General features: G+C 70.2%; 22 protein-coding genes. 20 read left to right on the forward strand and 2 right to left on the reverse strand.

Annotated elements, in window-relative coordinates; all coding sequences use genetic code 11:
* The first annotated feature begins 115 nt into the window (after window positions 1-115).
* The 15 genes from secY (at window position 116) to glmM (ending at window position 13,097) form a co-directional block, all read left to right on the forward strand.
* Window positions 116-1,429: a preprotein translocase subunit SecY gene (gene secY / locus NRK68_RS20280; protein WP_136229681.1), complete on the forward strand. Its 1,314-nt coding sequence runs from the start codon at window positions 116-118 to the stop codon at window positions 1,427-1,429.
* Window positions 1,429-2,076 carry an adenylate kinase gene (locus NRK68_RS20285; RefSeq protein WP_183066942.1) on the forward strand — a complete coding sequence of 216 codons (648 nt, stop codon included), beginning with the start codon at window positions 1,429-1,431 and terminating at the stop codon, window positions 2,074-2,076. The genes secY and NRK68_RS20285 overlap by 1 nt, the downstream gene beginning before the upstream one ends.
* Before the next feature lie 167 nt (window positions 2,077-2,243).
* The gene (map, locus tag NRK68_RS20290) at window positions 2,244-3,095 is read left to right on the forward strand and encodes a type I methionyl aminopeptidase (RefSeq protein ID WP_183066941.1); all 852 of its coding nucleotides are present in this window, start codon (window positions 2,244-2,246) and stop codon (window positions 3,093-3,095) included.
* 138 nt (window positions 3,096-3,233) lie between these two features.
* Entirely contained in the window at window positions 3,234-3,455 is a 222-nt protein-coding gene (gene infA, locus NRK68_RS20295; protein WP_003956442.1) for a translation initiation factor IF-1, read from the forward strand.
* A 73-nt stretch (window positions 3,456-3,528) separates the two neighbouring features.
* Window positions 3,529-3,642: a 50S ribosomal protein L36 gene (gene rpmJ / locus NRK68_RS20300; RefSeq protein ID WP_003956441.1), complete on the forward strand. Its 114-nt coding sequence runs from the start codon at window positions 3,529-3,531 to the stop codon at window positions 3,640-3,642.
* A 199-nt stretch (window positions 3,643-3,841) separates the two neighbouring features.
* On the forward strand, window positions 3,842-4,222 hold the full coding sequence (gene rpsM, locus NRK68_RS20305) for a 30S ribosomal protein S13 (RefSeq protein ID WP_007265919.1): 381 nt from the start codon (window positions 3,842-3,844) through the stop codon (window positions 4,220-4,222).
* Window positions 4,223-4,276: 54 nt separating this feature from the next.
* Entirely contained in the window at window positions 4,277-4,681 is a 405-nt protein-coding gene (gene rpsK, locus NRK68_RS20310; RefSeq protein ID WP_003956432.1) for a 30S ribosomal protein S11, read from the forward strand.
* Between the two features lie 151 nt (window positions 4,682-4,832).
* On the forward strand, window positions 4,833-5,855 hold the full coding sequence (locus tag NRK68_RS20315) for a DNA-directed RNA polymerase subunit alpha (protein ID WP_007265920.1): 1,023 nt from the start codon (window positions 4,833-4,835) through the stop codon (window positions 5,853-5,855).
* Between the two features lie 106 nt (window positions 5,856-5,961).
* Window positions 5,962-6,423, forward strand: coding sequence for a 50S ribosomal protein L17 (gene rplQ, locus NRK68_RS20320; RefSeq protein WP_030154710.1), 462 nt, complete (start codon window positions 5,962-5,964; stop codon window positions 6,421-6,423).
* A 101-nt stretch (window positions 6,424-6,524) separates the two neighbouring features.
* The gene (truA, locus tag NRK68_RS20325) at window positions 6,525-7,376 is read left to right on the forward strand and encodes a tRNA pseudouridine(38-40) synthase TruA (protein WP_183066940.1); all 852 of its coding nucleotides are present in this window, start codon (window positions 6,525-6,527) and stop codon (window positions 7,374-7,376) included.
* Between the two features lie 44 nt (window positions 7,377-7,420).
* Window positions 7,421-9,049, forward strand: a complete 1,629-nt coding sequence (locus tag NRK68_RS20330) for an ABC-F family ATP-binding cassette domain-containing protein (RefSeq protein WP_046779239.1) — start codon at window positions 7,421-7,423, stop codon at window positions 9,047-9,049.
* 30 nt (window positions 9,050-9,079) lie between these two features.
* Complete coding sequence (locus NRK68_RS20335; protein ID WP_257856365.1) at window positions 9,080-10,363, forward strand: glycosyltransferase family 87 protein; 1,284 nt, start codon at window positions 9,080-9,082, stop codon at window positions 10,361-10,363.
* Window positions 10,364-10,601: 238 nt separating this feature from the next.
* Entirely contained in the window at window positions 10,602-11,045 is a 444-nt protein-coding gene (rplM, locus tag NRK68_RS20340) for a 50S ribosomal protein L13 (protein ID WP_030959034.1), read from the forward strand.
* 42 nt (window positions 11,046-11,087) lie between these two features.
* Window positions 11,088-11,603, forward strand: a complete 516-nt coding sequence (rpsI, locus tag NRK68_RS20345; RefSeq protein ID WP_030773858.1) for a 30S ribosomal protein S9 — start codon at window positions 11,088-11,090, stop codon at window positions 11,601-11,603.
* A 135-nt stretch (window positions 11,604-11,738) separates the two neighbouring features.
* Complete coding sequence (gene glmM, locus NRK68_RS20350) at window positions 11,739-13,097, forward strand: phosphoglucosamine mutase (protein WP_183066939.1); 1,359 nt, start codon at window positions 11,739-11,741, stop codon at window positions 13,095-13,097.
* A 64-nt stretch (window positions 13,098-13,161) separates the two neighbouring features.
* On the opposite strand, the gene NRK68_RS20355 is transcribed toward glmM, so the two are convergent.
* Window positions 13,162-14,136 (reverse strand): DUF389 domain-containing protein, encoded by a 975-nt coding sequence (locus tag NRK68_RS20355; RefSeq protein ID WP_257856366.1) that lies wholly within the window; start codon window positions 14,134-14,136, stop codon window positions 13,162-13,164.
* Between the two features lie 16 nt (window positions 14,137-14,152).
* Window positions 14,153-15,202, reverse strand: a complete 1,050-nt coding sequence (gene coaA, locus NRK68_RS20360; RefSeq protein ID WP_183066937.1) for a type I pantothenate kinase — start codon at window positions 15,200-15,202, stop codon at window positions 14,153-14,155.
* A gap of 282 nt (window positions 15,203-15,484) precedes the next feature.
* Here coaA and NRK68_RS20365 point away from each other — a divergent pair, with 282 nt between their 5' ends.
* From NRK68_RS20365 to NRK68_RS20385, 5 genes are all read left to right on the forward strand, one after another.
* Window positions 15,485-16,219 (forward strand): sensor domain-containing protein, encoded by a 735-nt coding sequence (locus tag NRK68_RS20365; RefSeq protein ID WP_257856367.1) that lies wholly within the window; start codon window positions 15,485-15,487, stop codon window positions 16,217-16,219.
* A gap of 238 nt (window positions 16,220-16,457) precedes the next feature.
* Window positions 16,458-17,195, forward strand: a complete 738-nt coding sequence (locus tag NRK68_RS20370; RefSeq protein ID WP_183066935.1) for a hypothetical protein — start codon at window positions 16,458-16,460, stop codon at window positions 17,193-17,195.
* Window positions 17,196-17,304: 109 nt separating this feature from the next.
* The gene (gene glmS / locus NRK68_RS20375) at window positions 17,305-19,152 is read left to right on the forward strand and encodes a glutamine--fructose-6-phosphate transaminase (isomerizing) (protein ID WP_183066934.1); all 1,848 of its coding nucleotides are present in this window, start codon (window positions 17,305-17,307) and stop codon (window positions 19,150-19,152) included.
* Window positions 19,153-19,173: 21 nt separating this feature from the next.
* Window positions 19,174-19,542 (forward strand): holo-ACP synthase, encoded by a 369-nt coding sequence (locus tag NRK68_RS20380; RefSeq protein WP_030959046.1) that lies wholly within the window; start codon window positions 19,174-19,176, stop codon window positions 19,540-19,542.
* Between the two features lie 3 nt (window positions 19,543-19,545).
* On the forward strand, window positions 19,546-20,949 hold the full coding sequence (locus NRK68_RS20385; protein ID WP_257856368.1) for an NAD(P)H-hydrate epimerase: 1,404 nt from the start codon (window positions 19,546-19,548) through the stop codon (window positions 20,947-20,949).
* Window positions 20,950-21,028: the final 79 nt, after the last annotated feature.

Below are 21,028 nucleotides of genomic sequence, written 5' to 3' on the forward strand. Positions count from 1 at the left end.
TCCACGGGGGGCACACTCGCCGGTAAGGTGGCGTGCACCATTGCTTAGTCGTATACGTCGATCCCTCTCAGACCGTCACCTCTGACGCAGTAGCGCGGGGGTCGCAGGAGGCACCGTGCTCACCGCGTTCGCCCGGGCGTTCAAGACGCCCGACCTGCGCAAGAAGCTGCTCTTCACGCTCGGCATCATCGTGCTGTTCCGGCTCGGGTCGCATGTCCCCGTTCCCGGCGTGAGCTACAAGAACGTACAGATCTGCGTCGAACAGGCCGGAAGCAGCAATGGTCTGTTCGGCCTCGTCAACATGTTCAGCGGCGGCGCCCTGCTGCAGATCACGATCTTTGCGCTCGGCATCATGCCGTACATCACGGCGAGCATCATTCTGCAGCTGCTGACCGTGGTCATCCCGAAGCTGGAGACCCTCAAGAAAGAGGGCCAGTCCGGCACGGCGAAGATCACTCAGTACACGCGCTATCTGACGGTCGCGCTCGCGATCCTCCAGGGCACCGGCCTCGTCGCCACCGCCCGTACCGGCGCCCTCTTCCAGGGCTGCCAGGTCGCCAGCCAGATCGTTCCCGACCGGTCGATCTTCACCACGGTCGTGATGGTGATCACCATGACCGCCGGTACCTGCGTCGTCATGTGGCTCGGTGAGCTCATCACCGACCGCGGCATCGGCAACGGCATGTCGATCCTCATGTTCATCTCGATCGCCGCCGGCTTCATCGGCGCCCTGTGGCAGATCAAGCTCCAGGGCAAGATCGCCGACGGCTGGGTCGAGTTCGGCGTCGTCATGCTGGTCGGCCTCGCGATGGTCGGCCTGGTGGTCTTCGTCGAGCAGGCGCAGCGCCGGATCCCGGTCCAGTACGCGAAGCGCATGATCGGCCGCCGTGCCTACGGCGGGACCTCCACCTACATCCCGCTCAAGGTGAACCAGGCGGGCATCATCCCCGTCATCTTCGCCTCGTCGCTGCTCTACATCCCGGCGCTGGTCGTGCAGTTCAGCGGGTCCACCGCGGGCTGGGCCACCTGGATCCAGAAGCACTTCGTCAAGGGCGACCACCCGTACTACATCGCGGTCTACTTCCTCCTGATCGTCTTCTTCGCGTTCTTCTACGTGGCGATCTCGTTCAACCCCGAGGAAGTTGCAGACAACATGAAGAAGTATGGTGGGTTCATCCCGGGTATCCGCGCCGGTCGACCCACCGCCGAGTACCTGAGCTATGTGCTCAACCGGATCACCTGGCCGGGGTCGCTGTACCTGGGTCTCATCGCTCTTGTGCCGACGATGGCGTTGGCCGGCTTCGGAGCGAACCAGAACTTCCCGTTCGGCGGGACGAGCATCCTGATCATCGTGGGTGTGGGTCTGGAAACCGTGAAGCAGATCGAGAGCCAGCTCCAGCAGCGTAACTACGAAGGGTTCCTCCGCTGATGCGAATCGTCCTCGTCGGACCGCCCGGTGCGGGCAAGGGAACGCAGGCCGCGTTCCTTGCCAAGAACCTGTCGATCCCGCACATCTCCACGGGCGACCTGTTCCGGGCCAACATCAGTCAGGGCACCGAGCTGGGCCGGCGCGCCAAGGCGTTCATGGACGCCGGCGACCTCGTCCCGGACGAGATCACCATCGGTATGGCCAAGGACCGGATGGAGCAGCCCGACGCCGCGGGCGGCTTCCTGCTCGACGGCTTCCCGCGCAACGTCTCCCAGGCCGAGGCCCTCGACGTCATGCTCGAGGAGTCGGGCATGAAGCTCGACGCCGTCCTCGACCTGGAGGTCGAGGAGGACGAGGTCGTCAAGCGCATCGCCGGCCGCCGCGTCTGCCGCAACGAGTCCGCGCACGTCTTCCACGTCGAGTACGCCGCCCCGAAGACCGAGGGTGTCTGCGACCACTGCGGTGGCGAGCTCTACCAGCGCGGTGACGACTCCGAGGCCACGGTGCGCAACCGGCTGGAGGTCTACCACACGCAGACCGAGCCGATCATCGACTACTACAAGGAGCAGGGCCTGCTGGTCACCATCTCCGCCCTCGGCGAGGTGCACGAGATCACCCAGCGCGCCATGGACGCTCTGAAGAAGTAGTCCCCGAGCAGTACAGGTACGGCCGCGGTGTCCCCTCGGGGCACCGCGGCCGTCTGCATGACGCGCTGCGGCACGACATCAGCCGATAATTGAGCAACCACGGCGGACAGCGACCACGTCCGCGAGAGCGGCGGCGGTTCAGCCGCAAGAACGGAAGGCACGCCCCTATGGTCCAGATCAAGACCCCCGAGCAGATCGCGAAGATGCGCGAGGCGGGGCTGGTCGTCGCCGCGATCCATGCGGCGACCCGTGAGGCGGCCGTGCCGGGCGCCACGACGCGGGATCTGGACATGGTGGCCCGCAAGGTCATCGCGGACGCCGGGGCCAAGTCGAACTTTCTCGGCTACGGCGGCTTCCCCGCGACGATCTGCACCTCGGTGAACGAGGTCGTCGTCCACGGCATCCCGGACGACAAGACCGTCCTCAAGGACGGCGACATCATCTCGATCGACGCCGGCGCGATCGTCGACGGCTGGCACGGCGACGCGGCGTACACCGCCTTCGTCGGCACCAACCACGCGCCCGAGCTCGTGGAGCTCTCCCGGGTGACGGAGGAGTCGATGTGGGCCGGTATCGCCGCCATGAAGCTGGGCAACCGCCTCGTGGACATCTCCAAGGCGATCGAGACGTACATCAAGCGCCAGCCCCGCCCCGCCACCGGTGAGCACAGCCGCGGCAAGTTCGGCATCATCGAGGACTACGGCGGCCACGGCATCGGGTCCGAGATGCACATGGACCCCCACCTGCTGAACTACGTCTCGCGCAAGCGGGGCAAGGGGATCAAGCTGGTCCCGGGCGTCTGCCTGGCGATCGAGCCGATGGTCTCCCTGGGCACCGCCCAGACGGAGGTCCTTTCGGACGACTGGACGGTCATCACCACGGACGGCACCTGGTCCTCGCACTGGGAGCACTCCATCGCGCTGACGGAGGCCGGTCCGATCGTCCTGACCAGCCCGGACTGCGGCAGGGCGAAGCTGGCGGAGTACGGGGTCACGACGGCCCCGGACCCGCTCGGTTAATGATCTAGACTCTGGGGCAAACTTTCCGGATTCGTCTTTCTGGGTGCCCTGACGTAGACTGACTCGTCGGCTCTCGTGCACTCCCATGTCCGCATGGCGCGCGAGGCCGATCAAGGTAGCCGATTCGAAAGGCGAAGCGTGGCCAAGAAGCAAGGTGCCATCGAAATCGAGGGCACCGTGATCGAGTCCCTCCCGAACGCGATGTTCAAGGTGGAGCTCCAGAACGGTCACAAGGTCCTCGCGCACATCAGCGGGAAGATGCGCATGCACTACATCCGCATCCTGCCCGATGACCGGGTCGTCGTGGAGCTCTCTCCCTACGACCTGACGCGTGGCCGGATCGTCTACCGATACAAGTAGATCTTGCTCTCACTCCTGCCTGGGCGTCCGTCCCGGTGCGGGTGGTGGCACTGACCCGGAGAACCTCACCAACATGAAGGTCAAGCCGAGCGTCAAGAAGATCTGCGACAAGTGCAAGGTGATCCGCCGTCACGGCCGGGTCATGGTCATCTGCGACAACCTGCGCCACAAGCAGCGCCAGGGCTGACGCACGCCGACCGACCTGCCTTAACGCAGTTCTTCGCGCGACGTAAGAAAACGTACATACGCAGAACCCGCCCAGCCCCGCAAAGGGCCGGCGGCACCTCCGGCGGGGGCCGGGGACCCGGACGTACCATCGCCCACTCGGGCGGTCGGCGGTCGGGATCGGTTCTGTGGAAGACCCCCGAACACACAGGAGCCATTGAATGGCACGCGTTTCCGGTGTTGACATCCCGCGCGAAAAGCGTGTGGAGATCGCACTCACCTACGTCTTCGGTATCGGGCGCACCCGGTCCAAGGAGATCCTCGCCTCCACCGGCGTGAACCCGAACACCCGCGTTCGTGACCTGGCCGAAGAGGACCTCGTCAAGATCCGCGAGTACGTGGACGCCAACCTCCGTACCGAGGGTGACCTCCGCCGCGAGATCCAGGGCGACATCCGCCGCAAGATCGAGATCCAGTGCTACCAGGGTATCCGCCACCGTCGCGGCCTCCCGGTGCACGGTCAGCGCACCAGCACGAACGCGCGTACCCGCAAGGGCCCGCGTCGCGCGATCGCCGGTAAGAAGAAGCCGGGCAAGAAGTAGTCCTGTTCAGCGGTCTTGCGCTGTAGGACCGACCACCTCCCGTAGGAGATTTAGATGCCCCCCAAGGGTCGTCAGGGCGCTGCCAAGAAGGTGCGCCGCAAGGAAAAGAAGAACGTCGCTCACGGGCACGCCCACATCAAGAGCACGTTCAACAACACCATCGTTTCGATCACGGACCCGTCCGGCAACGTGATCTCCTGGGCCTCCGCCGGCCACGTCGGCTTCAAGGGCTCGCGCAAGTCCACCCCCTTCGCCGCGCAGATGGCCGCCGAGTCGGCCGCCCGCCGCGCGCAGGAGCACGGCATGCGCAAGGTCGACGTCTTCGTCAAGGGTCCCGGCTCCGGCCGTGAGACCGCGATCCGCTCCCTCCAGGCCACCGGCCTCGAGGTCGGCTCGATCCAGGACGTCACCCCCACCCCGCACAACGGCTGCCGCCCGCCGAAGCGCCGCCGCGTCTGACGCAGCGGACGCACCGTTGCGTCTTCGAGTGTCCGGGCGGTACGACCCCTTCTGGGGACGTACCGCCCGTACCCTTGCAGTAGCCGTACCCCCGGTACGGCCTCCCGTCGGGCGTCAAATAGTGGGCGTCCACGAATGAAGGAACACAGACATGCTTATCGCTCAGCGTCCGTCGCTGACCGAAGAGGTCGTTGACGAGTACCGCTCGCGGTTCGTGATCGAGCCGCTGGAGCCGGGCTTCGGCTACACCCTCGGCAACTCCCTGCGCCGTACCCTCCTGTCCTCCATCCCGGGTGCCGCTGTCACCAGCATCCGCGTGGACGGCGTCCTGCACGAGTTCACCACCGTGCCGGGCGTCAAGGAAGACGTCACGGACATCATCCTCAACATCAAGCAGCTGGTCGTCTCCTCGGAGCACGACGAGCCGGTCGTGATGTACCTGCGCAAGCAGGGCCCCGGCCTGGTCACCGCTGCCGACATCGCGCCCCCGGCCGGTGTCGAGGTGCACAACCCGGACCTCGTCCTCGCCACGCTCAACGGCAAGGGCAAGCTGGAGATGGAGCTGACCGTCGAGCGCGGTCGCGGCTACGTCTCCGCCGTCCAGAACAAGCAGCTGGGCCAGGAGATCGGCCGCATCCCGGTCGACTCCATCTACAGCCCGGTCCTCAAGGTCACCTACAAGGTCGAGGCGACCCGAGTCGAGCAGCGCACCGACTTCGACAAGCTGATCGTCGACGTCGAGACCAAGCAGGCCATGCGCCCGCGCGACGCCATGGCGTCCGCCGGTAAGACCCTGGTCGAGTTGTTCGGTCTGGCCCGCGAGCTCAACATCGACGCCGAGGGCATCGACATGGGCCCGTCCCCGACGGACGCCGCCCTGGCCGCCGACCTGGCGCTGCCGATCGAGGAGCTGGAGCTCACCGTTCGGTCGTACAACTGCCTCAAGCGCGAGGGCATCCACTCCGTGGGTGAGCTCGTCGCCCGCTCCGAGGCCGACCTGCTCGACATCCGCAACTTCGGTGCGAAGTCGATCGACGAGGTCAAGGCGAAGCTGGCCGGCATGGGCCTGGCCCTCAAGGACAGCCCGCCCGGATTCGACCCGACCGCCGCTGCCGACGCCTTCGGCGCCGACGACGACGCGGACGCCGGTTTCGTCGAGACCGAGCAGTACTGAGAAAGCTTGCGGGGGGCTCGCGCCCCCCGCACCCACCCTCTTGCGACCGCTTGAGGGAACTGACACCGGTACCTGACACGGCCGGTGCAGATATGAAGGAGTAACAATGCCGCGTCCCGCAAAGGGTGCCCGCCTGGGCGGCTCCGCCGCGCACGAGAAGCACCTGCTCGCGAACCTCGCGAAGGCGCTCTTCGAGCACGGCCGCATCACCACCACCGAGGCCAAGGCCCGCCGCCTGCGTCCCTACGCCGAGCGTCTGGTCACCAAGGCCAAGAAGGGCGACATCCACAACCGTCGCCTGGTGCTGCAGACGATCACGGACAAGAGCATCGTGCACACGCTGTTCACCGAGATCGCCCCGCGCTACGAGAACCGCCCCGGTGGTTACACGCGCATCACCAAGATCGGCAACCGTCGTGGCGACAACGCCCCGATGGCCGTGATCGAGCTGGTCGAGGCCCTCACGGTCGCCCAGCAGGCCACCGGTGAGGCCGAGGCCGCCACCAAGCGCGCGGTCAAGGAGGCGGAGGCTGTCGAGACCCCCGCCGAGGAGACCAAGGAGGCCTGATCCCGCTACGGGATCGAGCTTGCTTGATCGGCTCTGAACGGGCCCGCCCCTCCCGGGGCGGGCCCGTTCTGCATATGGGTGATTCTGAGAGGATCGGTCACGTGAGTGACGAGGTGGAGCCCGGGCACGTCCGGGTGCGGCTGGACCTGAGCTACGACGGCAAGGACTTCTCCGGCTGGGCGAAGCAGCGCACGCTGCGGACCGTCCAGGGCGAGCTGGAGAGCGCCCTGCAGACCGTGATGCGGCTGCGGGAGCCGGTCGAGCTGACGGTCGCCGGCCGGACGGACGCCGGCGTGCACGCCCGGGGACAGGTCGCGCAGTTCGACCTCGCCGAGGAGGTGTGGGCCGAGCACCACGACAAGCTGCTGCGGCGCCTCGCCGGCCGGCTGCCGCACGACGTACGGGTGTGGAAGGTCGCCGAGGCCCCCGAGGGCTTCAACGCGCGCTTCTCGGCCGTCTGGCGCCGCTACGCCTACCGCGTGGGCGACCACCAGGGCGGGGTGGACCCGCTGCGCCGCGGCCACGTCCTGTGGCACCAGTGGCCCCTCGACGTCGACGCCATGAACGAGGCCTCCGCCGCGCTGCTGGGCGAGCACGACTTCGCCGCGTACTGCAAGAAGCGCGAGGGCGCCACGACCATCCGTACCCTCCAGCAGCTCGGCTGGGAGCGCGCCGAGGACGGCATCATCACCGCGACCGTCCGCGCCGACGCCTTCTGCCACAACATGGTCCGCTCCCTGGTGGGAGCCCTGCTCCACGTCGGGGACGGCCACCGGCCCACCGACTGGCCCGGCAAGGTGCTGGCCGCCGGCGTACGGGACTCCTCGGTGCACGTGGTCAAGCCCCACGGGCTGACCCTGGAGGAGGTCGGCTACCCGGCCGACGAGCTGCTGGCCGCCCGCAGCAGTCAGGCGCGCAACATGCGGACCCTGCCGGGCGCCGGCTGCTGCTGAGCCGCCGCCAAATCGTTTGGGCGGATCGCGGGCCGACCGGGACAATGCCCGGCATGGGACATCTCGAAGCCAGCCATCTGGAGTACTACCTTCCCGACGGGCGGGTACTGCTCCCCGACGTCTCCTTCCGCGTGGGGGAGGGTGCGGTGGCCGCCCTGGTCGGGGCGAACGGCGCGGGCAAGACCACCCTGCTGAAGCTGATCTCCGGGGAGCTCCAGCCGCACGGCGGCGGCGTCTCCATCAGCGGGGGCCTCGGTGTGATGTCCCAGTTCGTCGGTTCCGTGCGCGACGAGACGACCGTACGGGACCTGCTGGTCTCGGTGGCCCAGCCGCGGATCCGCGAGGCCGCGAAGGCCGTCGACCGCGCCGAACACCTGATCATGACGGTGGACGACGAGGCCGCGCAGATGGCCTACGCCCAGGCCCTCAGCGACTGGGCCGACGTGCAGGGCTACGAGGCGGAGACCCTGTGGGACGTCTGCACGATGGCCGCGCTGGCCATCCCGTACGACTCCGCGCAGTTCCGCGAGGTGCGCACGCTCTCCGGCGGTGAGCAGAAGCGGCTCGTGCTGGAGGCGCTGCTGCGCGGGCCGGACGAGGTGCTGCTGCTCGACGAGCCGGACAACTACCTCGACGTCCCGGGCAAGCGGTGGCTGGAGGAGCAGCTGCGGGCGACCCGCAAGACGGTGCTGTTCGTCTCCCACGACCGGGAGCTGCTGACCCAGGCCGCCGAGAAGATCATCAGCCTGGAGGCGAGCCCGACGGGCTCCGACGTGTGGGTGCACGGCGCGGGCTTCGGCACGTACCACGAGGCCCGCAAGGAGCGTTTCGCCCGCTTCGAGGAGCTCAAGCGGCGCTGGGACGAGGAGCACGCCCGCCTCAAGGCCCTGGTGCTGCGGCTGCGCAACCAGGCCGCGAGCAGCCCCGACATGGCCTCGCGCTACCGGGCGATGCAGACCCGTTTCCAGAAGTTCGAGGAGGCCGGCCCGCCGCCGGAGCCGCCGCGCGAGCAGGACATCAAGATGCGGCTCAAGGGCGGCCGGACCGGCGTGCGCGCGCTGACCGTGGAGAACCTGGAGCTCACCGGGCTGATGAAGCCGTTCTCCCTGGAGGTCTTCTACGGGGAGCGGGTGGCGGTGCTCGGCTCGAACGGCTCCGGCAAGTCGCACTTCCTGCGGCTGCTGGCGGGCGAGGACGTGGGGCACACCGGTGACTGGAAGCTGGGCGCACGGGTGGTTCCCGGCCATTTCGCGCAGACCCACGCCCACCCGGAGCTGTTCGGCCGCACCCTCGTGGAGATCCTGTGGACCGAGGCGGCCAAGCCCCTGGGGCAGGCGATGGGGGCCCTGCGCCGCTACGAGCTGGAGCGTCAGGCCGAGCAGCCCTTCGAGAAGCTCTCGGGCGGCCAGCAGGCGCGTTTCCAGATCCTGCTGCTGGAGCTCGCGGGCACCACGGCGCTGCTGCTGGACGAGCCCACGGACAACCTGGACCTGGAGTCCGCCGAGGCCCTCCAGGACGGCCTGGAGTCCTACGACGGGACGGTGCTGTGCGTGACGCACGACCGCTGGTTCGCGCGCACATTTGACCGTTACCTGGTCTTCGGTTCGGACGGTGTTGTGCGGGAGACTCAGGAGCCCGTCTGGGACGAACGCAGGGTCGAACGCAAGCGCTGAGCGGTGGCTCGGCGGTGAGGGAGGGGCGTCGTGGGCCTGAGGCCTGGCATCTGGCTCATGAGGTGGGAGGCCATGGCCCCGGGGGACCGGCTGGTCGGCTGGCTGCTGCGGCCGGCCCCGCGGTCCTGGCGGGTGGTCTCCCTGGCGGTGCTCCTCGGGATCTGCGTCTCCACGAGCCTGCGGGCGAACTGGGGCTCGGACAACGCCTTCGTCGTCAAGGCCGCGCAGACCCTGCTGGAGGGCGGGTCGCCGTACGAGGACAAGCGCTTCCTGTACCTGCCCAGCGCCGTGCTCATGGCGGTGCCGGAGGCGCTGGTGCCGCGGGGGGTGCTGCGCTGGATCCTGCCGGTCGGGATGTCCGGCCTGCTGGGCATCGGGTGGCTGGCCGCGCTGCGGCTGTTCTCGGTGCCGCTGCGCTCGCGCTTCGCGGTCGGCGTCCTCACCGTGTTCGCCCTCGCCTACAAGCCGTGGGTGAACCTGGTGCTGATCGGCAACTGGACGGCCGTCTCGGCGGCCGCGCTGCCCGTGGCGCTGCTGCTCGCGCACCGGGGCGCGTGGGGGAGGGCCGGGCTGGTGGTCGGGCTGGCCATCGCCTGCAAGCCGATGCTGGTGCCGATCGGGCTGCTCTTCCTGTTCGCCCGCCGGTGGCGGGGGCTGGCCGCGGCGGTGCTGGTGCCGCTGGCGATCTCGCTGGCGGGGGCGCTGCTGATGCCGAGCCCCACGCTGTTCTTCACCAAGACCCTGCCGTTCCTGCTCCAGGGGCAGGACGCGTACGCGCTGCCCTGGGACGCCTCGCCGATTGCGGTGCTGCCGCGGCTGGGGGTGCCGCAGGCGCTGGCGGTGCTGGTGGCCTTCGCGGGGGCCGCGGCCGGGCTGTGGGCGGCCTGGGCGAGGTGGCGGCGTACCGGGCAGGACGCCGACGGCGGTGAGCTGCGTCTCGTGGAGACGGCCTGCATGGTGATGCTCGCCGCATTCCTGGTGTCGCGGCCGTCCTTCGACCACTACCTGCTCGTGGTGCTTCCGCTGCTGCTGGCCTCGGCGGTGCGGCCGGGCTCGATGCCCCGCTCGCCCTGGTTCTGGCTGGCGTTGACGCCCCAGCTGGCCCTGGTCCCGTGGCCCTCGGAGCTGGCCCACAAACGGCGCGCCTTCAAGGACTGCGCCACCCTGTGCGGGCTCGCGTTTCTGCTGGCGCGTCGTGCACTGCGCTCCGGGCGGGTTATTCTGGAGCCCGTAACAACTGCGGGGTCCCCACCCAGGACCGAACCGGAGTGCGCCGCGACGCCAGCAGAATCGGCATCGCGGACCGCGTTTTGACCCGTACGGGTCTGCTTGGGTATCCTGCTGGTTTGTTATGCGTATTGGCTTTCTCATTCTCACGTGAAAGGGCCTTACGCCGGTCCACCGGACCGATGACCAGCAGTTGGCCGTTCACTCGGGTTGCGTCCCTGATGTGAACGTGGGCTGTCGTGATCGTCCGTGGTGACCCTGTCAGGACCTTCCCGCTGGGCTTGCGCCCGTGGGATACCACCACTGAAGAAGCGAAGGCATACGCGTGCGTACGTTCAGCCCCAAGCCCGGCGACATCTCGCGCCAGTGGCTCGTCATCGACGCCCAGGACGTCGTCCTCGGCCGTCTGGCGACCCAGGCCGCTGCCCTCCTGAAGGGCAAGCACAAGCCGACCTACGCCCCCCACATGGACATGGGTGACTTCGTCGTCATCATCAACGCCGACAAGGTGCACCTGTCCGGCAACAAGGCCTCCCAGAAGATGGCCTACCGCCACTCCGGTTTCCCGGGCGGTCTGCGCTCCGTGCGTTACGACGACCTGCTGGCGAACAACCCGGAGAAGGCCGTCGAGAAGGCCGTCAAGGGCATGCTCCCGAAGAACTCCCTGGGCCGTCAGATGCTCTCGAAGCTGAAGGTCTACTCGGGCGACCAGCACCCGCACGCTGCCCAGCAGCCGGTGCCGTTCGAGATCACCCAGGTCGCGCAGTAGTTCCGGCCACCCCCTAAGACACAGAGAATTCTGAGGAGCATCGTGGCCGAGACCACCGCCGAGACCCCCGTCGACGAGTTCGAGGGCGTCGAGGAGTACACCACCGAGTCCGAGGTCGTCGTCGAGGGCGACTACACCTCCGAGTCCCTTGCCGGTCGCTTCGGTGACCCCCAGCCGGCCGCCGGCCTGGGCCGTCGCAAGAACGCCATCGCCCGCGTCCGGATCGTTCCGGGCACCGGCAAGTGGAAGATCAACGGTCGCACCCTTGAGGACTACTTCCCCAACAAGGTGCACCAGCAGGAAGTCAACGAGCCCTTCAAGCTCCTCGAGCTCGACGGCCGCTACGACGTCATCGCCCGCATCTCGGGTGGCGGCGTCTCCGGCCAGGCCGGCGCCCTGCGCCTCGGCGTGGCTCGTGCGCTGAACGAGGCGGACGTGGACAACAACCGCCCGGCGCTGAAGAAGGCCGGCTTCCTCTCCCGCGACGACCGTGCGGTCGAGCGCAAGAAGGCCGGTCTCAAGAAGGCCCGTAAGGCTCCGCAGTACAGCAAGCGTTAATCTGCGCCTGCTGTTCTGCAACGAAACCGCCCCGGCAGCACTCTCTGTGCTGTCGGGGCGGTTCGTTTACCGCCACAAGCGGCAAATACCTGACACAAGCGGTCATACGCGAAGCGCAAACTCGGGAGGACAACAGTGGGACGACTCTTCGGGACGGACGGTGTACGCGGCGTCGCCAACGCGGATCTGACGGCGGAGCTCGCGCTCGGCCTCTCCGTGGCGGCTGCCCACGTACTCGCCGAAGCGGGCACCTTCGAGGGCCACCGGGCGACCGCCGTGGTCGGCCGGGACCCCCGGGCCTCCGGTGAATTCCTCGAGGCCGCGGTCGTGGCCGGCCTCGCGAGCGCGGGCGTGGACGTCCTGCGCGTCGGTGTGCTGCCCACCCCGGCGGTGGCGTATCTCACCGGTGCGCTGGGTGCCGACCTCGGCGTGATGCTCTCCGCCAGCCACAACGCCATGCCCGACAACGGCATCAAGTTCTTCGCCCGCGGCGGCCACAAGCTCGCCGACGAGCTGGAGGACCGCATCGAGTCCGTCTACGAGGAGCACCGCACCGGTGCCCCCTGGGACCGGCCCACCGGGGCCGGCGTCGGCCGCGTCTCGGACTACACCGAGGGCTTCGAGAAGTACGTCTCCCACCTCATCGGTGTCCTTCCCAACCGTCTCGACGGCCTGAAGATCGTCCTCGACGAGGCGCACGGCGCCGCCGCCTACGTCTCGCCCGAGGCGTTCGCCCGGGCCGGCGCGGAGATCGTCACGATCGGCGCCGAGCCGGACGGCCTGAACATCAACGACGGCTGCGGCTCCACCCACCTCGGCCTGCTGAAGGCGGCCGTGGTCGAGCACGGCGCCGACTTCGGCATCGCGCACGACGGCGACGCCGACCGCTGCCTGGCCGTGGACGGCAGCGGCGCGGAGGTCGACGGCGACCAGATCCTCGCGGTGCTGGCGCTGGCCATGCGCGAGGCCGGCCAGCTGCGTGAGAACACCGTCGTCGGCACCGTGATGTCGAACCTGGGCTTCAAGCTGGCCATGGAGACCGAGGGCATCCAGGTCGTGCAGACCGGCGTCGGCGACCGCTACGTGCTGGAGTCGATGAAGGAGCACGGCTACGCGCTCGGCGGCGAGCAGTCCGGCCACGTGATCATCCTCGACCACGCGACGACCGGCGACGGCACCCTGACCGGCCTGCTGCTCGCGGCCCGCGTCGCCGCCACCGGCAGGTCCCTCGCCGAGCTGGCGGGCGTCATGCAGCGGCTGCCGCAGGTCCTGATCAACGTCCCCGACGTGGACAAGTCCCGGGTCGCCACCTCGGCCGAGCTGGCTGCGGCCGTGTCCGACGCCGAGCACGAGCTGGGCACCACCGGCCGGGTCCTGCTGCGTCCCTCCGGCACGGAGCCGCTCGTACGGGTGATGGTCGAGGCCGCCGACATCGAGCAGGCCCGCGCGGTCGCCGGCCGGCTCGCGGACGCCGTGAAGTCGGCGCTCGGCTAGGCGTCGAAGCAGCGCCGGTCAGGCCCGCGGCGCCGGGCGCCGCGGGCCGGTCGGGACAGCACACCTAGAGGGCGCCTCCGCCAGGCCTGCGTGGCGCACCCGGTTTCCGGATCATCCGGTTCTGCTGGGTGCGCCACAGCAGTTTCCAGGCCAGGAGGGTGAGGGTGCCCGAGAGGATGATGCCGCCCAGGTTGAGCGCCAGCTGGATGCCGGAGCCCCACATCTGGGCGAGGTCGCCGTAGCTGAGGGCCACGGCGGCGTTGGCGGCCGCCGGGACGGTCGTGACGGAGATCGCCACGCCGACCAGGGCGCCGGCCTTCGCCGACGTCAGCGAGAGCATGCCGGCGACCCCGGCCAGCAGCGCCACGACGAACGAGAACGGGTCGGGCTGCCAGATGAAGCTGGTGTTCGGACGGTCGTTCTCCAGCAGGTGCGCGTGGAAGAGGCCCAGCGCGTCCATGGCCAGGCTGAAGACCGTGGTGGCCACGATCGCCGCCGTGAAGCCGACCGTCAGCGCGATGAACGAGCGCCCGGCGAGCCGGGGTCTGCGCTGCACCAGACCGGTGCAGATGCCGGCGAGCGGGCCGAACTCGGGGCCGACCGCCATCGCGCCCACGATCAGCACGGCGTTGTCGAGGACGACACCGCACGCCGCGATCATCGTCGCCAGGATCATGAAGGCGGCGTAGGTGATGGTGAGGGTGGACTCCTCGTGCGTCGACTCGGCGAGCTGCTCCCAGAGCACCGCGTCGGCGGCCTCGCCCGGTGCCTCCTCCTCCGCCTCGTCGGCGCGCCGGGAGATCGACAGGTCGATGTTCTCCACCGCGATCGAGCCGGTCCGGTCGATGCCGAGACCGCGCATCTCCTGGAGCAGCTCGTCGGCCGACTCGCGGGCGACGTCGCACAGCACCAGGTCGCCCGCCGGGTCACGCGCGGCGCCGGTGAGGACCACCAGATGGGTGGTGCCGACCGTCCGGTCGATCAGCTCCACCACGCGCTCGGTGAGGTGGTGCGGGGTGATCATCCGCAGATGCAGCATCCCCGCACCCTAACCACTACAGCTTGCGCAGGCTCAGCTTCTGGACCTTGTGGTCCGGTCCCTTGCGCACGACGAGGGTGGCCCGGCCCCGGGTGGGCGCCACGTTCTCCAGCAGGTTGGGCCGGTTGATCGTCCGCCACATCGTCTGCGCGTACTCCATGGCCTCCTCCTCGGAGACCTGCGTGTACTTGCGGAAGTACGAGAAGGGGTTCTGGAAGGCGGTCTCGCGCAGCTTCCGGAAGCGGCTGAGGTACCAGCGCTCGATGTCCTCCGGGCGCGCGTCCACGTACACGCTGAAGTCGAAGTAGTCGGCGAGGGCGACGCGGGTGCGGCCGTCGGTGCCGGGGAGCGCCGGCTGGAGCACGTTGAGGCCCTCGACGATGAGGATGTCCGGGCGGCGGACGACGAGCTCCTCGCCCGGCACGATGTCGTAGATCAGGTGCGAGTAGACCGGGGCCCGCACCTCGTCCTTGCCGGCCTTGATGTCGGCGACGAAGCGGGTCAGCGCGCGGCGGTCGTAGGACTCGGGGAAGCCCTTGCGGGAGGTGAGCCCGCGCCGCTGGAGCTCCTTCATCGGGTACAGGAAGCCGTCGGTGGTCACCAGCTCCACGCGCGGGTGCTCGGGCCAGCGGGCGAGCAGGGCCTGGAGCAGGCGGGCCACGGTGGACTTGCCGACGGCGACCGATCCGGCGACCCCTATGACGAAGGGGGTGCCGGACTGCGCGCCGTGGCCGTTGCCGGCGTCGCCGAGGAAGGTGTTCAGGCTGCCGCGGAGCTGGCTGGTGGCGCCGACGTAGAGGTTCAGCAGGCGCGAGAGCGGCAGGTACACGTCGCGGACCTCGTCGAGGTCGATGACGTCGCCGAGGCCGCGCAGGCGCTCCACCTCGTCGGCGGTCAGCGGCAGCGGCGTCCGCTCGCGCAGGGCGCTCCATTCGGCGCGGGTGAGGTCGACGTACGGCGAGACCTCGGGGCCGCGGCGGTGCGCGGTGCGCGGGGGCTGCCCCTCCCGGCCGGTGTGCTCCGTTGCACCCCCGGGCGTGTTGCTTCGTGGCGGCGAAGTGATCACACCGCCATTGTCGGGGCTCGGGGGCGGTTGTGGGTGGTGGGGTCGGTCACGTGACCAAAGGGACGGGCGGCGGCAAGCGTCTCGATTCGGGGGTCGCGCGGTCTCGATCCGGGACGATCGCGGTTTCGCCCTGGTCACGATCCGTGCGGGGAGTCCCGTACGCCGGTCGTGGGCATCTGGGCCGGCCGTAGAGTGCGGAGCGATGCATTCCACTTGATCGTCCCCCTCGGCCGGGGGCTTTTTCGTGCTGCCCTGATGCCACCTCGCTCCCGGGAGTCCTCCGTGCGTACCGCCCTCGTCCGTCGTGCCCTCCTGACCGCTTCCGGCGCGTCCCTGGCCCTGCTGGCCACCGCCTGCGGCCCCTCGGACGGGGCCGGCGCAGAGCAGGACGCCAAGCCCTCCGCGGCCGCCCCGTCCCCCTCGCCCACGCCCGAGGCCAAGGCGCTCACCGCCGCCGAGCTGGAGAAGCTCACGCTGGCCGACGGCGACGTCCGCGACGTCAAGATCGCGAAGGCCGGTGCGGACGACGTCGCCAAGGCGGCCGAGGTCACGACCGACAAGCCGGAGTGCACGGCGCTCGCCCAGGCGGGCGGCCTGGCCCCGGTCGGCGCGGCTGTCACCACCACGGAGCGCATCGGCGTCGGCAAGCCGTCCGACCCGGCCGATCCGATGAGCGTCTCCGCGACGTCCGTGCAGCTCGCCTCCTACGACGGCAAGGGTGCCGAGGAGGCGCTCGCCTCGCTGAAGGCCGCCGGACAGGCGTGCGGCGGCGGATTCACGACGACGGCGAAGGGCGAGAAGACCACGGTCAAGTCGGTCACGCCGTCGGCCGTGACCGCCGGCGACGAGGCCGCCGCGTGGACGATCGCCACCGAGGACGAGGGCGAGGCCCTGAACAGCCAGATGGTCGCCTTCCGCAAGGGCAACAACCTCGTCGTCGTTCACACGATCCGGTTCGACGCCAAGCCCCCCTCGGCGCAGGCGTTCATCGACGCGCAGGTCAAGAAGCTCGGCTGAGAACGCCGTCGGCCGTGGCGGCCCCGGCTGTGAGAGCCGGGGCCGGAACGGTCTCGCGACGATCACGATGTGGTTCGGCTGTGCGAATTCGCAAGATGCTGATCGTTTGCCTCGGTAGATTGCCCCTACAGCAGTTTCGAGCAGCGCCCGCCTCGCGGGCGCCGCTCCTGCGTGCCGTTGTCGTCATTGCCTGTGGGGGAGTCTTCTCGTGCGTAACGCTTTCGTCCGTCGTTCTGTCATGACCGCGTCCGCGGTGTCCATGGTTCTGCTGGCCACCGCGTGCGGCTCCGACAAGTCCGACACCAAGGCCGACGCCAAGCCGTCCGAGGCCGCCGCGACGTCGGCCGCCCCGGCCGCCAAGGGCAAGACCGACGCGGAGCTGGCCAAGCTCCTGGTGACCCAGGCCGACCTCGCGGACCACACCTTCAAGGAGTCCACGCCGGCCGAGGCCGCCGCCGGCGCCACCGCCACCAGCGACAAGCCCGAGTGCAAGGTGCTGGTCCAGGCGCAGGCCTTCGTCCCGGCCGGCACCCCCTCCGGGACCGCCCGCACCAAGGCGATCGCGACCCCGAAGCCCGCCGCCGGCACCTCGCCGGAGGAAGCGGCGAAGGCGGTCGCTGGCGCCCTCGGCTCCACGGCCACCACCGTGACCCTCGCCTCGTACGAGGCGAAGGGCGCCGAGGAGGCGTTCGCCGCCGTGAAGACCGCGAGCACGAAGTGTGCCGGCGGCTACGCGGCCACCCAGGACGGCGAGACCACCAAGATCACCAAGGTCACGCCCGGTGCCGCCGTCACCGGTGGTGACGAGAGCCTGCCGCTGACCGTCGAGCTCGACGCCGACGGCAAGAAGCTGACGACCCAGCTGGTCCTCGTGCGCAAGGGCAACACCGTCGCGACCTTCTCCTCCCTGAGCCTGGCGGGCACCGCCGAGCAGCCGAAGGTCCTCGTCGAGGCGCAGGCCAAGAAGCTCGGCTGAGGCACCGTCCGACGCACCGTCAACCCCGTTCCGGCCGATGCGCCGGGGCGGGGTTTTCGGCGTGTTCAGGTACGGGGCAGACGGCCGACTACGGCGTACGCTGCGCCCTATGTGCGGAATTGTGGGTTACGTGGGAGCGCAGTCTGCGCTCGATGTGGTCATCGCCGGACTCAAGCGACTGGAGTACCGCGGCTACGACTCGGCAGGGGTCGCCGTACTCGCGGACGGCAGCCTGGCCGCCGCCAAGAAGGCCGGCAAGCTCGTCAATCTGGAGAAGGAACTGGTCGCGCACCCGCTGCCGGCCGGTTCCACGGGACTCGGGCACACCCGGTGGGCGACCCACGGCGGGCCCACCGACACCAACGCCCACCCGCACCTCGACAACGCGGGCCGCGTGGCCGTCGTGCACAACGGCATCATCGAGAACTTCGCCGCGCTCCGGACCGAACTCGCCGAGCGGGGACACCGCCTGGAGTCCGAGACCGACACCGAGGTCGTCGCACACCTGCTGGCCGAGCAGTTCTCGGCCACCGGCGACCTCGCCGAGGCCATGCGGCAGGTGTGCCGCCGCCTCGAAGGCGCGTTCACCCTCGTCGCCGCGCACGCCGACGAACCGGACGTGGTGGTCGGCGCGCGCCGCAACTCCCCCCTGGTGGTGGGCGTCGGCGAAGGGGAGAACTTCCTCGCCTCGGACGTGGCCGCCTTCATCGCCCACACGCGGTCCGCGATCGAGCTGGGCCAGGACCAGGTCGTCGAACTCCGCCGCGAAGGCGTCACCGTGACCAACTTCGACGGTTCGGTCGCCTCCGTCCGCGCCTACCACGTGGACTGGGACGCCTCCGCGGCCGAGAAGGGGGGATACGACTACTTCATGCTCAAGGAGATCGCCGAGCAGCCGAAGGCCGTCGCCGACACCCTCCTGGGCAGGATCGACGCGAGCGGCTCGCTGACCCTGGACGAGGTGCGCATCCCCGCCTCGGTGCTCAGGGAGGTCGACAAGGTCGTCATCGTGGCATGCGGTACGGCCTACCACGCCGGCATGATCGCGAAGCTGGCCATCGAACACTGGACCCGCATCCCCTGCGAGACGGAACTGGCGAGCGAGTTCCGCTACCGCGACCCGATCCTGGACCAGCGGACGTTGGTGGTCGCGATCTCGCAGTCCGGCGAGACCATGGACACCCTGATGGCGCTGCGCCACGCGCGCGAGCAGGGCGCCAGGGTGCTGGCCATCTGCAACACGAACGGCTCGACGATCCCGCGCGAATCGGACGCCGTGCTCTACACGCACGCCGGCCCCGAGGTCGCCGTCGCCTCGACCAAGGCCTTCCTGACCCAGCTGGTGGCCTGCTACCTCGTCGCGCTGTACCTCGGGCAGGTCCGCGGCACCAAGTGGGGCGACGAGATCGAGGCGGTGGTCCGCGAGCTGTCCGACATCGCCGCCGCCGTCGACACCGTCCTGGAGACCATGGAGCCGGTACGGGAGCTCGCCCGGTCCCTGGCCGACAAGAACACCGTGCTCTTCCTCGGCCGGCACGTCGGCTACCCGGTGGCCCTGGAGGGCGCGCTCAAGCTCAAGGAGCTGGCGTACATGCACGCCGAGGGCTTCGCGGCGGGCGAGCTCAAGCACGGGCCGATCGCCCTCATCGAGAAGGACCTGCCGGTGGTCGTGGTCGTCCCCTCGCCGCGCGGCCGCTCCGTGCTCCACGACAAGATCGTGTCGAACATCCAGGAGATCAGGGCCCGCGGGGCGCGGACCATCGTGATCGCCGAGGAGGGCGACGAGGCGGTCGTGCCGTACGCCGACCACCTGATCCGCATCCCGGCGACGCCGACGCTGCTCCAGCCGCTGGTGGCGACGGTGCCGTTGCAGGTGTTCGCCTGCGAGCTGGCCACGGCCCGCGGCAACGAGGTGGACCAGCCGCGTAACCTCGCAAAGTCCGTGACCGTGGAGTAGCCGGGTAGTGGGGAAGTCCTTGTGATTGTCGGCGTCGGGATCGATGTGGCGGAGATCGAGCGGTTCGGCGCGGCGCTGGAGCGCACGCCGAACCTCGCCGGACGGCTGTTCGTCGAGGCCGAGCTGACACTGCCGAGCGGCGAGCGGCGCGGTGTCGCCTCGCTCGCCGCCCGGTTCGCCGCCAAGGAGGCACTGGCCAAGGCGCTCGGCGCGCCCGCCGGTCTGCTGTGGACCGACGCCGAGGTCTACGTGGAGGACACCGGGCAGCCGCGGCTGCGCGTGTCGGGGACGGTGCAGGCACGGGCGCTGGAACTGGGCGTGAAGTCCTGGCACATCTCGCTGAGCCACGACGCCGGTGTGGCCTCCGCGGTGGTGATCGCGGAGGGTTGACCCATGCGTACTGCTTACAGCGTGGAGACCGTACGGGCCGCCGAGCGGGAGCTGATGGCCCGGCTGCCGGAGGGCGCCCTGATGCTGCGGGCAGCGGCCGGTCTGGCCGCCGTGTGCGCCGGCCTGCTCGCACGGCGGCGCGGCCGGGTCTACGGGTCCCGGGTCGTGCTGCTCGTCGGCCCCGGCGACAACGGCGGCGACGCCCTGTACGCCGGCGCGCGGCTGGCCCGCCGCGGGGCGGGGGTGACGGCCGTGCCGATGGACCCCGAACGGATGCACGCGGGCGGGCTGGCGGCGCTGCGGGCCGCCGGCGGGCGGGTGGCGCAGGCCGTACCCCAGCGGGCGGACCTGGTGGTGGACGGCCTGCTCGGGATCGGCGGGCGGGGCGGGCTGCGGCCCGCGGGCGCCGCGCTCGCGGAGCGGATCCCGCCGGGCGTCCCCGTGGTCGCCGTGGACCTGCCCAGCGGTGTGGACGCCGACACCGGGGAGGTGGCGGGCCCGGCCGTCACCGCCGACGTGACGGTGACCTTCGGCGCGTACAAACCGGGTCTGCTGATCGACCCCGGCGCCTCCCGGGCGGGCGCGGTGCACCTCGTGGACATCGGGCTGGAACTGCCGGAGCCCGAGGTGGAGGCCCTCCAGCACGCGGACGTGGCGGGGCTGCTGCCGGAGCCGACGGCGTCGAGCGACAAGTACCGGCGCGGCGTCGTCGGGATCGTCGCCGGATCGGCGCAGTACCCGGGAGCGGCCGTGCTGGCCGTCGCCGGGGCCCTCCGCGGCGGCGCGGGCGCGGTCCGCTACGTCGGCCCGGCCGCGGACTCCGTCCTGGCGCGCTACCCCGAGACGCTGATCGGGCCCGGCCGGGTCCAGGCGTGGGTGATCGGCCCGGGGTTGGGGGAGGGGCGTGCCGGTGAGGTCGCCGACGTCCTGGCGGGCGACGCGGCGGTCCTGGTCGACGCGGACGGGCTGCGCGGCCTGGACCCGGCGGTGCTGCGCGCACGCACCGCCCCCACCCTGCTGACCCCGCACGCGGGCGAGGCGGCGGCGCTGCTCGGGGTGTCGCGGGAGTCGGTGGAGGCGGGCCGGCTGGCGGCCGTACGGCGGCTGGCGGAGCGGTACGGGGCCGCGGTGCTGCTGAAGGGGTCGACGACGCTGGTCGCCTCGGGCGGCGTCCGCGCGGTCCGCGTGAACCCGACGGGCACGCCGTGGCTGGCGACCGCGGGCAGCGGGGACGTGCTGTCCGGGCTGGCCGGGTCCCTGCTGGCGGGCGGGCTGTCCGGGGCGGACGCCGGCTCGGTGGGCGCGTACCTGCACGGCCTGGCGGCCCGCCGCACCGGCGGCCCTCTGCTGGCCCACCAGGTCGCCGAGGCCCTCCCCGCCGCCTGGCGGGACACCACCCACCCCTGACCTGCGGGTCCGTGCGGACCCGGGGAAACGGAGAAAGGTCCGCCTCTTCGGGCGCCCGCACCAGGGACCGGCGGGGGTT

The organism is Streptomyces yangpuensis (genome assembly GCF_024666385.1).
Lineage (GTDB): Bacteria > Actinomycetota > Actinomycetes > Streptomycetales > Streptomycetaceae > Streptomyces > Streptomyces yangpuensis.